Here is a 5195-nt window from a genome sequence, read left to right on the forward strand (position 1 = left end):
AGCGCAGCAGCCCGCCCGCGCCGGCCACGCCGAGCCCGCGGCCCGCCTGCGCCTGGGTTTCGAGGGTGAACGCCTCGGTGATGCCCTGGCGGTACACGCCCGAGGCCAGGGGCCGGCCATAGGACAGGCTGCGAAAGCCGTAGGCGCGCCGCAGCGCCCCCAGCGACAGCGAGTAGTCGGTCCAGCCCGGGCGCAGCAGCTGCGTGTTGACGTAGAACGGCACCGAGGTCAGCACCTGCCGCCCGAGCGCGTCGGTGGTCACCACCGAGGCCGTGCCCGAGCCGTTCACCGTGGGCAGCTCGCCCAGCGTGAACGGGCCCGGCGCCACGGCCCGGTTGGCCGCGCGAAAGCCGTTGATGAACACGTCCACCGCCGAGGGCACGGCCGCCTGGCCCGAGAAGGCGGGCAGCGGATAGGTCACCAGGTCGGGCCGGATGCTGAAGTTGCGCGACCACTGCACGCCGCCCATGCGCACCGGCGTGCTCCACGGCAGCGAGCCGGTGATGACGTCGCCGTACACGGTCTGCGTGGCCTCCTGCGTCTCGGGCCGGGTCCACTGCGTGTCGTAGCGCACGTAGCCGGTCGACATGCCGGTGGCGCCGCGGCGCAGGATGCCGGTGCTGGACACCACGCCGGGCTCGCCGAAGTACCGGGCCTCGGACCAGACCGACGAGGTGGTGCGGCCCTGCGTGGTCATGGCGTAGGCGTCGTAGTTGAACAGCACGCCGCTGCCTCCGCCCAGCGGCAGCTGCGTGCGGCTGTGGTCGGCCAGGTCCTGCATCGGCAGCCATTCTGGCGGCACCTGCAGCAGCAGGCGCTGGCCCAGGCTGTCGTACTGGGCCGAGACGCCGGGCAGGGTGTCCACCGCCACGGGAGCGCCATCGGGCTCGGGGGTCTGCACGTGCAGCTCGCGCAGCGTTTCCGCGTCGATCTCGTAATGGGGGCCGCTGTGCTGCACCTTGACGACCTCGCCGGTGGTCCTTCCGTTGACCACGATCTCCAGGAACAGCGTGACCGGGGCGCCGGCATGCGCGTCCGGCACCGGATAGTCGCTGGCGCTGAGCAGGCGCGGCAGGCATGCCGCCAGCACCCCCCACCGGGCGATGCGGGTGCGCAGCGGAGAGGGGCGCGGTTCATTGCGATGCACGGGGCAGCTGGGCTTCGCGCCCGTTGACCGTCACCATCAGGTCGTGGTCGGGTGAGGGCGGCGGCGCCAGGTCCAGCGGCATCTGGCCATGGGGCAGCACGTAGTTCAGCACGTCCTTGGGCGGCGCCGCACGGCTGCCGCCGCGCGCCCAGGCGACGGAAGTGATGCGCGCGTGCGACGCGCCATGGTTGTGCACCACGACCTGGCCGGTGCGGCCAGCGCCCGTGAGGGCCCACGACAGTTCGGGGGTGATGACGGTGGTGCCATCGACCAGCGACCGGGTGTCGGCCAGACGCTGCGGCAGCGTGTCCGGCCCGTAGACGAAGAGCGGGATCGCATAGCGGATCTGCAGGCGCACGGCCACCGCCGCGTCGCTGGGCAGCGCTTGGGGCGTGCGCGATGCGCCGGCCGAGGGAGGTGTTGGCGCGGGCGGGTCCGGGGGTGGCGGGGGTGTCGCGGCGGGCAGTTCGTCCACCAGCACGCGGTAGGCCTGCTCGGTGCGCGCCGGCACCGGCTGCGTGGACAGCAGGCGCACCATCTGGCGCTGGCCCGGCGGAATCTGGCTGATGGGCGGGCTGGCCACCACCTCGCGCTGCGCCTCGAAGCGGTCCTGTCCGTCGGCCTGGCGCCACTGGAACACCCGCACCTGCATCGACACGGGCTCGGCGCCGCGGTTTTCCAGCCACAGCGCCACCGCGCGCTGCGGGCCGGTGATGACCGGGTCCACAGGCCAGATCATGATCGGCGTGGCCGCATGCGCCGGTGCGGCCGCCGGGCCGATGCCGCAGAGGCAGATCAGGGCCAGGGCGAGCGCGAGGAAACGGTGCAGCGTCACCACGACAAGGTCACCTGCACGGTGTCGGTGTAGGTGCCGGCGCTGAGCCCGGAGCCCGGGAACGTCGCGGTGGCCTGGATGGGCAGCGCCGTGGGTGTGGCGCCCAGCGCCATGTCCGCCGCCACGTTGGGCAACAGGGCCGGCGAGCCGGCCGCGACCAGCGTGAGCGCATAGGGAATGAACTGCGAGCCGTTGGAGAGCCGGCGCTGCGCGCCGCTGGCATGCAGGCCGCTGCCCACCGTCACCCGCAGCGTGGTGCCCGGCGTGCACAGCACCTGGGCCTGCGTGCCGGAGCCGCCCGTGGCCATGACGCTGTGCGTGCCGGTGCGCACGGGCGAATGCACGCCGAAGTCGAGCAGGCCGAACGACAGCCCGGTGGTCTGCGCGCTGCCCGAGATCTGGCAGCCGCGCGCTACGGTCGCGCTCACCGGAATCGTGGCCGTGGTGGCGATGGGCGTGGCGGCCTCGGCGGGCGCGGCGACCCACGCCGGCAACGCCGCGAGCACCGCCACCGAGGCGGCTTGGCGCACGCGCGCCGGGGTGGGGTGCGGCCTGCGGAAAAGGTGCACAGGGCTTTTCAGGGCGTGCATGGGCCCACCATGCCGTCCGATGGCTTGCATCATGGGTGTCCTCCGGGCGGGCCGGGCGCGTGGCCGGCCGCCGAGCTGTCAGAACGTCAGCGTGACCCCGAGCGTGTCGGTGTAGGCGCCGAAGGGCAGCGACTGGCTGCCAGTCTTGTTGACCTGCCCGTAGATGGGCAGATTGAACGCCGCTCCCGCCGTGGGAATGGCGACATTCGCCACCGGCGTATTGAGCGGGTAGGGCGTGGTGTGGCTCGCGTCCTGGTACACCTCGTAGGGGATGTAGGCCGACGCGGAGTTCATCGCCCGCGTGCCCACGCCCACCCCGGCGCCCTGGCCGGCATGCAGCCCGCCGCCCACCGTCACGCTGATGACGGTGATCTCTGGCGAGCACAGGATCTGCGTGGTGCCCGCCCCGCCGGCGCCGCCCGTGGGGGCCGCGCTCACGGTGCCCGTGAACGTCGCGGGCTGGGTGCCGAAGTCCAGCGTGCCGAAGCTCACGCCGGACTGCCCGCCCGAACTGCCCGAGATGACGCAGCCCGTACTGATGCGCATGGTCGCCTGCAGGTTGCCGGTGAGGGTGTCCGCCGCCGCGGTGCCGGGCCCGGCCACGAGGGCCAGGCAGGACAAGGCCACCGCAGCAGGCATCGCGCGCAACGGCAGTCTGGGGGACGGGTCGGTGTGGGTTCCGCGCGGCGTGGCGCCTGCGGCTGACGGTCTCGTTGGCATCGCTTTCCCCTATTCGTTGCAGGAAGAAAATTTCGATGGGACAGTGGTCTACGTCGTCTTGCAGCTCTCCAAGCTGCACTGTCTCCGGACACGGTTATTGCACATTTACACGGTGGGCTTTCGCGTTGCTAACAAACGGTAACAATTGGCCGGAAAAGCGCGCATTGATTGTTGCAACGCGGAACAGCCACCACAACGCTGTGCCGTCTGGCGGCGGCGCTATCGTTTTTGATAGCTACGGTTGAGGTAGCGCGCGCCTCTCAGCGGCGCAGCAAAAGGGCCTGCCGGAGCAGTCGGGCGGCACGATCCCGGATCTGGAAGGGGCTGTGGCCCGGCAACGGACGCACTTTGGAGCGCGAACAGGCCGCCAGGAAGTCCTCCAGGATGGGGGCGTCGTCCATGGTCTGCGACGAGCCGGGCTTGAAGAATTCCGGGTGCCACTGGGTGGCGGCGATGTAGCCCCGCCCACGCTGCGGGCGCCGCCGGATCGCCTCCGGCACGCCGTCGGGATGGCTCCAGGCCTCGATCTCGAAGCCCGGTGCGAGGTTCTTGATGCCCTGGTGGTGGATGCTGTTGACCACCACGCGCTGCTGGCTTGGGTACATCTGCGACAGCCGGGTGCCAGGCACCAGCTCCACCTCGTGGAAATGCTGGTCGTAGGTCACCGCATTGCGGTGCTGCTGGGCGCCGGGGTGCTGGGTTTCGATGTCCTGGTAGAGCGTGCCGCCGAAGGCCACGTTGATCAGCTGCAACCCCCGGCACACGCCGAAGATGGGCTTGCCGGCCTGCTCGAAGGCTTCGACCACGGCCAGGTCGTACAGGTCGCGGATGCGGTCGCCCAGCCAGGCGTCCTTGAGCGGGACCTCGCCGTAGGTGCCGGGCCACACGTCGGACCCGCCGTGCATCACCACGCCATCCAGCCAGTCCGCGTAGTGCGCCAGGGTGACGTCGCCGCGCGCGGTCTCGCCGGTGGGGCAGGGCACCATCACCACCATCGCGCCGGCGGACATGATCCAGTGGGCGATCGACTGCTCCACGTACTGCAGCGTCTTGTTGGTGAACAGCGAGCGGGCGGGGTCCGCGTGGGAGAAGCAGGCGGACAGGCCGATCTTGAGGCGCTTGGAAGTGGACATGCTCAGCGGTCCGCGAAGGAGAATCGTCGGCGAATGGGTGCGCCGCAGGTCAGGGCAAAAGGCATCCAAACGTTGTATCACCGGCCTCCGGCTCCGGCTGTAGGAACCGGCCGCTCCCGCCGTGGGCGCCTGCCCGACAGCCCGGCGGCGCCGCGCGTTGCGATGGCACCGGCGCTGCGATGTGCGACGATGCCTCCGGGTGGTGGCCGGAACGCGGCATCCACGCGCCGGTCCCGCCCTTTCGTCTTGCCCGGCCCCTGCCGGGCGCCATTGGAAAAAAGGAGCAACGCTATGCAAGTACAGGTGCACACCGACGACTACATCCAGGGCGGCGAATCGCTGGCCCAGTGGATCCATGACGAGACCAACAGCCGGCTTGCACGCTTTCGCGACCACCTGACCCGCGTGGAGGTCTTCCTGTCCGATGTGGACGCCGGCAAGTCCGGCGCGGCCGACAAGCGCTGCGTGGTGGAAGCCCGCGCGGCGGGTCGCCCACCCGTCGCCGCCAGCGCCGATGCGGACAAGCTGGCCGATGCCTTCACCAGCGCGGTCGAAAAGGCGGCCCGCGCCCTCGACACCGACCTGGGCCGCCTCAAGGACCGCCACGGCCGCGAGACCATCCGCACTGCGACCGAGTGAGTCCGGCAGGGCCGGGCCTGCGCGGGCCCCGGCCCTCCGGGCTCTGAACCGCCACGGCCCCGCTTTCGCGGGGCTTTTTTTATTCCGCAGGCCTGGCGGCGGCGCGGCCGGGGCCTGCCGCGATGCGCCGG

At 71.2% G+C, this 5195-nt stretch carries 6 protein-coding genes; 1 reads left to right on the forward strand and 5 read right to left on the reverse strand.

The window, feature by feature from the left end; translation table 11 throughout:
- The 5 genes from AC27KI_RS18150 to AC27KI_RS18170 form a co-directional block, all read right to left on the reverse strand.
- Window positions 1-1147: fimbria/pilus outer membrane usher protein (locus AC27KI_RS18150; RefSeq protein WP_487115108.1), on the reverse strand; the 1147-nt coding region annotated here is incomplete at its 3' end.
- On the reverse strand, window positions 1134-1985 hold the full coding sequence (locus AC27KI_RS18155; RefSeq protein WP_487115110.1) for a fimbrial biogenesis chaperone: 852 nt from the start codon (window positions 1983-1985) through the stop codon (window positions 1134-1136). The genes AC27KI_RS18150 and AC27KI_RS18155, both read right to left, overlap by 14 nt.
- Window positions 1979-2605, reverse strand: a complete 627-nt coding sequence (locus AC27KI_RS18160) for a Csu type fimbrial protein (RefSeq protein ID WP_487115112.1) — start codon at window positions 2603-2605, stop codon at window positions 1979-1981. The genes AC27KI_RS18155 and AC27KI_RS18160 overlap by 7 nt, the downstream gene beginning before the upstream one ends.
- Window positions 2606-2650: 45 nt before the next feature.
- Entirely contained in the window at window positions 2651-3199 is a 549-nt protein-coding gene (locus tag AC27KI_RS18165) for a spore coat protein U domain-containing protein (RefSeq protein WP_487115114.1), read from the reverse strand.
- Between the two features lie 353 nt (window positions 3200-3552).
- Window positions 3553-4425, reverse strand: a complete 873-nt coding sequence (locus tag AC27KI_RS18170; protein WP_272566685.1) for a gamma-glutamyl-gamma-aminobutyrate hydrolase family protein — start codon at window positions 4423-4425, stop codon at window positions 3553-3555.
- Window positions 4426-4716: 291 nt separating this feature from the next.
- Here AC27KI_RS18170 and AC27KI_RS18175 point away from each other — a divergent pair, with 291 nt between their 5' ends.
- Window positions 4717-5064 (forward strand): HPF/RaiA family ribosome-associated protein, encoded by a 348-nt coding sequence (locus tag AC27KI_RS18175; RefSeq protein ID WP_272566686.1) that lies wholly within the window; start codon window positions 4717-4719, stop codon window positions 5062-5064.
- Window positions 5065-5195 lie beyond the last annotated feature (131 nt).

This window comes from Acidovorax sp. KPB24-03, from assembly GCF_057546605.1.